Consider the following 5,203-nt stretch of genomic DNA (forward strand, 5'->3'; position numbering starts at 1 on the left):
CACCACCTCGTAGTCGCGGCCCTGGCGCGGCTGCCACAACACCGGCACGTCGTGCGGCGCGCGCTGTTCCAGTTCGTGGTCGAGCACAGCGTCCTCGGCCAGGGCTTCTTCTTCCTCGTCCTCCCAGCTGTAGCGCTTGCGCGGTGCGCGCGGGTCGGCGTTGCGGAACAGCAGCGCGGCGATCACCCCGGCCGCGGCGCCGCCCATATGGGACTGCCAGGACACCCCCGGCTCGTGCGGCAGGATGGTGATCAGCATGCTGCCGTAGAACAAAAAGCCGATCAGGCTGGCGGCAATGGCCGGGCGGTCGCGGCGCAACAGGCCCAGCACGAACACCAGGAACATCAGGCCGTGGGTGACGCCGCTGGCGCCCAGATGGTGGCTGCCGATATCGCCCAGCAGCCAGGCGCCCAGCCCGGAACCTGCCCACAGCAGCGGCAGCGCGCGCACGGTGGCCTGTGGATAAACGCTGCCGGCCAGCGTGCCCAGGATCAGCAGGGCCACCGCATTGGCGCCCAGGTGCTCGATCGAGCCGTGCAGCAGCGGCGCGCCAAGCAGGCCCAGCAGGCCATGGCTGTCCAGCGGGGCGACCGACCACGGCCGCCAGTCCCAGCCACTGCGCTGCACGGTGAACATCACCACCAGCAGCAGCACGAAACCCAGGCTCAGGTTGAAAGCGCGCAGCACGCGGCGGCGGTCGTGGGTGGCCGGGTTGTCGCCGGCGTCAGGCGCGGTAGGCGTATCCATGACCTCAGACCTTGCGGCAGCCCCGCCGATTGCAAGGGCGCCGCGGGTGGGAACCGGTGTGCCGGCGACAGGACAATCCCGCCGCCGGCAAGGCGGATCAGCCGTGCTTGTGCTTGGCCGGGATCTTCAGGCTCAGGATCACCGTGGTGACCAGGATCGCGGCGACCACGCCCAGCGACACCGGCACCGGGATCTTGAAGATGTCGATCAGCAGCATCTTGGTACCGATGAAGGCCAGGATCACCGCCAGCCCGTACGGCAGCAGGTGGAAGCGGTCGGCCATGCCGGCCAGCAGGAAGAACATCGCGCGCAGGCCCAGCACCGCGAACACGTTGGAGGTCAGCACGATGAACGGGTCGGTGGTGATGGCGAAGATCGCCGGGATCGAGTCCACCGCGAAGATCACGTCGGTCACCGCGATCAGGATCAGTACCACGAACATCGGGGTGAACCAGCGCACGCCGTTCTTCTCGGCCATCAGCCGGTTGCCGTTGTACTCGTGGGTGATGCGCAGGTGCTTGCGCATGAACTTCAGCACCGGGTTGTCATCCAGGCTGGGTTCCTGGCCGGCGGCGAACCACATCTTCCAGCCGGTGAACAGCAGGAACGCGCCGAACACGTACAGCAGCCAGTGGAACTGGTTCACCAGCACGGTGCCGGCGAAGATCATCACCGTACGGAGCGCGATGGCACCCAGGATGCCGATGATCAATACGCGTTGCCGCGCCGTCTCGGGTACCGCGAAGTAGCCCATGATCAGCAGGAACACGAAGATGTTGTCCACCGCCAGGGCTTTTTCGATCAGGTAGCCGGTCAGGAACTGCAGGCCCACTTCATTGGCCACCGCCGCGCCGGCGGTTTCGTTCAGGTAGTACCAGAGGCCGGCGTTGAAGGCCAAGGCCAGCGCCACCCAGCCCAGCGACCACAGCAGGGCTTCTTTGAACGTGACCTTGTGCGGACCGCCGTGGCGCATCAGCACCAGGTCGATCAGCAGGGCGGCGATGACGACGGCGATGAAGCCGCCCCACAGCCAGGGATTACCGATTGTCTGGATCATGGAAAATTCCGGTCATAAGAGGGTTCTTTGGACCACACAGGCCAAGAGCTGGACGCGGAATCGAAGGGAGACCGGGACAGAGCTTCGCCAATGCGGCGAAGGTCTTGCTCACAGTTCCGGTGATTGGAACTGCCGTTGCACCGGAACCTTGCGGCTCGAACTGACGGCGACAACGTCTGGGAGCTACTCCCCTTCTGCGCCAGATACTGCGGCCTGCAGGCGTTGCAGTCAATGAATACGTGACGGGCAGGGGCCGGTGCGCGGCTACAATAGCGCCATGAATACCCCACTTCCCGTCGTACGCCTGAAGAACGCGTGGCGCTCCAGCCACCCGTGGATTTTCCAGAAGCTGGTCGAAAAGCCTGCCGTCAAGCCCAAGTCGGGCACCATCGTCGACGTGGTCGGCGTGGACGGGGAGTGGATCGGTCGTGGTTTCTACAACGGCCACTCGCGCATCGCCGTGCGCATCCTGGAAACCCATCCGGACGTGGCGGTGGACCAGGCCTGGTTCGCGCGCAAGATCGCCGCGGCCGTGTCGCTGCGCCGGGACGTGCTCAAGCTCGATGACACCACCAACGCCTGGCGGGTTGTCCACAGCGAAGGCGATGGTCTGTCCGGGCTGGTGGTGGACCGCTATGACGACCTGATCGTGGTCGAGTTCTTCGCCGCCGGCATGTTCCGCCACCGTGAGTGGATCTACGAGGCGCTGCGCGAGCAGTTCCCGGGCTGCCGTTTCCACAGCTTCGCCGACGAGCACGTGCAGAAGCAGGAAAGCTTCGATTTCCACGGCAATACCACCACCGAACCGGCGGTGATCACCGAGTACGGCATCAAGTTCCGCGCCGACCCGGCCGGCGCGCACAAGACCGGTTTCTTCGCCGACCAGCGCGAGAACCGGCAGTGGTTGAGCCAGCAGGTCGAAGGCAAGTCGGTGCTGGACCTGTGCTGCAACACCGGCGGCTTTGCGGTGTATGCCGCCGCCCGTGGCGCCAGTGAAGTGCTGGGCGTGGACATCGACCAGGACGTGATCCAGATCGCCAAGGGCAATGCGCGGTTGAACAACGCCAAGCCCCGGTTCGTGCAGGCCGATATCTTCCCGTGGCTGCGTGATGCGGCCAACCGCGGCGACCAGTACGACGTGGTGATCCTGGACCCGGCCAAGATGACCCGCGACCGCGACCAGGTGATCACCGCGCTGAAGAAGTACCTGGACATGAACAAGCTGGCGCTGGGCGTGGTCAAGCCCGGCGGCCTGTTCGCCACGTTCTCCTGCACCGGCCTGGTCGGCGAGCAGGAGTTCCTGGACATGCTGCGCCGTGCCTCGTACTTCTCCGGTCGCACCATCCAGATCCTGAAGGTGGCCGGTGCCGGCCCGGACCATCCGTTCATGGCCCACGTGCAGGAATCGCGTTACCTCAAGGCGGTGTTCTGCCGCGTGCTGGACTGACGCTGCAGCACGGCCGTTGCCCGTGGCAGCGGCCACAGCCGAAAAGGCGGGCCCTCGGCTCGCCTTTTTGTTATCCACACCCGCTTGTGGATGAAATTCCCTGTTGACCGGCAAAGTCGCGGCCGTGGCCACATCGCGGGGCCTGCCGTCCCGGTGGCCGAAGGCGCCGGCGCGTGGCAATCAGCCGCGGTGCGATCAAGGCGGGGTCGTTCTACGGTGCGATAGGGCGACGGCGGCGTGCTTTCCCGGCGCCAGGCATGCCGTCCGTCACTGGCCGGCGGCGGCCCTGCGGCGCTATGGTCGGGCCTTTCCGTCGAAGGTGAGGCCTGATGATGCTGCGTCCGCTGTCCCTGCTGGTATCCCTGTCGCTGTGCGTTCCGCTGGCGGCGTCGGCCGTGGAGTTCAGCGCCGCCGAACTGGCCAAGGCCAGCACCTTGCAGCGCACGCTGCTGACCCTGGATTCGCATCTGGACACCCCGGCCAACTTCGCCCGGGCCGATTTCAACATCATGCGGCGCCATGACCACAACGCGCTGTCGCAGGTGGACTACCCGCGCATGGTCGAGGGGGCGCTCGATGGCGGTTTCTTCGCCATCTATACCGACCAGGGCGACCGCAGCCGCGCCGCGCACCTGGCCGAGCGCGACCACGGCCTGCAGCGGATCTTGCAGATCCACGAAATGCTGGCCGCCAATCCGGACACGTTCCAGCTGGCGTTGAGCGCCGATGATGCGGCGAAGATCAAGGCCGCCGGCAAGCGCGTGGTCTATATCAGCATGGAAAACGCCAGCCCGCTGGTGGCCGACCCCAGCTTGCTCAGCTACTACCACAAGGCCGGCCTGCGCCTGCTGTCCACGGTGCATTTTGCCAACAACGAGTTCGCCGATTCGGCCACCGATCCCAAGGGCGCCGAGTGGAAGGGCCTGAGCCCGGCCGGCAAGGCGCTGGTCAACGAGGCGGTGAAGCTGGGCATCGTGATCGACCAGTCGCACGCCTCCGATGCGGTGTTCGATGACCTGATCGCGATGATGCCGGTGCCGTTCATCCTTTCGCACAGCTCGGCCAAGGCGATCTACCACCACCCGCGCAATCTCGATGACGCGCGCCTGCGCCAGCTGGCGGCCAAGGGCGGGGTGATCCAGGCCAATGCCTATGGCGGCTACCTGGTCGACGAGACCAAGAGTGCCGAGCGCAAGCAGGCCGAGGAAGAACTGGAAAAGCGCCTGGGCGGCTGGGAGCACATGACCATGGCCAAGGGCGTGGAACTGCGCAAGGCGATGGCCGAGCTCGACCAGAAATATCCACAGCGCAAAGCCACGCTGGAGGATTTCTTCGCGCACTTTGGCCACATGCTGGACGTGGTCGGCCCGGACCATGTCGGCATCGGCATGGACTGGGACGGCGGCGGCGGCGTGACCGGCATGGAAGACGCCGCCGACCTGCCCAAGATCACCGCCTGGATGCAGCGTCGGGGCCTGAGCGAGGCGCAGATCGCCAACATCTGGAGCGGCAACGTGCTGCGGGTGATGCGCCAGGCGCAGGAGTACGCGGCCACGCACGCCACACCCTGAGCCGCGGGCACGGCGGGCCGCCGGGGGTTATCCACAACCGGCCGTGGACAAGGCCTCTGCCGGTCTGGTCGCGCGCTGTGCAGGGCTTCGGTCGCGGCTGCGGTTATCCACAGCGGCATGGAGATATCGGTTCCCGCGGCCAGGTCGCGACAACGAAAAAGGCGGGCCAATGGCCCGCCTTTCTATTTATCCACAAACAGGCTGTGGATTACTGCTTGCCCAGCACCGCATTGCGGCGGCTGTACAGCGCATAGACCACCAGGCCGATCGCGTTCCACGCCAGGAACCACAGCTGGGTGCGGGTGGGCAGGCTGAAGAACAGGTAGACGCAGCCGGCGATCGCGACCGGGCCGATGAGCCACGCCAGCGGCGCACGGAACT

5 protein-coding genes are annotated in these 5,203 nt (G+C 66.1%); 2 read left to right on the forward strand and 3 right to left on the reverse strand.

The genetic code is table 11. The annotated features are described in order from the left end of the window. Positions 1 to 747: rhomboid family intramembrane serine protease (locus JCM9942_RS10655; RefSeq protein WP_054659564.1), on the reverse strand; the 747-nt coding region annotated here is incomplete at its 3' end. A 97-nt stretch (positions 748 to 844) separates the two neighbouring features. Beyond that, the gene (locus tag JCM9942_RS10660; RefSeq protein ID WP_054659568.1) at positions 845 to 1,801 is read right to left on the reverse strand and encodes a TerC family protein; all 957 of its coding nucleotides are present in this window, start codon (positions 1,799 to 1,801) and stop codon (positions 845 to 847) included. 280 nt (positions 1,802 to 2,081) lie between these two features. Between JCM9942_RS10660 and JCM9942_RS10665 the strand changes: the two genes are divergently transcribed. Together JCM9942_RS10665 and JCM9942_RS10670 are read left to right on the forward strand one after the other, a co-directional pair. After that, a complete protein-coding gene (locus JCM9942_RS10665) occupies positions 2,082 to 3,251 on the forward strand; it encodes a class I SAM-dependent rRNA methyltransferase (RefSeq protein ID WP_054659570.1) in 1,170 nt (389 codons plus the stop codon). 329 nt (positions 3,252 to 3,580) lie between these two features. Further along, positions 3,581 to 4,822, forward strand: coding sequence for a dipeptidase (locus JCM9942_RS10670; protein ID WP_054659566.1), 1,242 nt, complete (start codon positions 3,581 to 3,583; stop codon positions 4,820 to 4,822). A 208-nt stretch (positions 4,823 to 5,030) separates the two neighbouring features. Here JCM9942_RS10670 and JCM9942_RS19040 read toward each other — a convergent pair whose 3' ends face one another. Next, positions 5,031 to 5,189: an amino acid permease C-terminal domain-containing protein gene (locus JCM9942_RS19040; RefSeq protein WP_425478345.1), complete on the reverse strand. Its 159-nt coding sequence runs from the start codon at positions 5,187 to 5,189 to the stop codon at positions 5,031 to 5,033. Positions 5,190 to 5,203 lie beyond the last annotated feature (14 nt).

Source organism: Stenotrophomonas pictorum JCM 9942 (assembly GCF_001310775.1).
GTDB classification, from domain to species: Bacteria; Pseudomonadota; Gammaproteobacteria; order Xanthomonadales; family Xanthomonadaceae; genus Stenotrophomonas; species Stenotrophomonas pictorum.

Excerpts from the sequence above, each read along its gene's own strand:
- JCM9942_RS10665 (WP_054659570.1), top strand. The coding sequence starts at position 2,082 with ATGAATACCCCACTTCCCGTCGTACGCCTGAAGAACGCGTGGCGCTCC.
- JCM9942_RS10670 (WP_054659566.1), top strand. The coding sequence starts at position 3,581 with ATGATGCTGCGTCCGCTGTCCCTGCTGGTATCCCTGTCGCTGTGCGTT.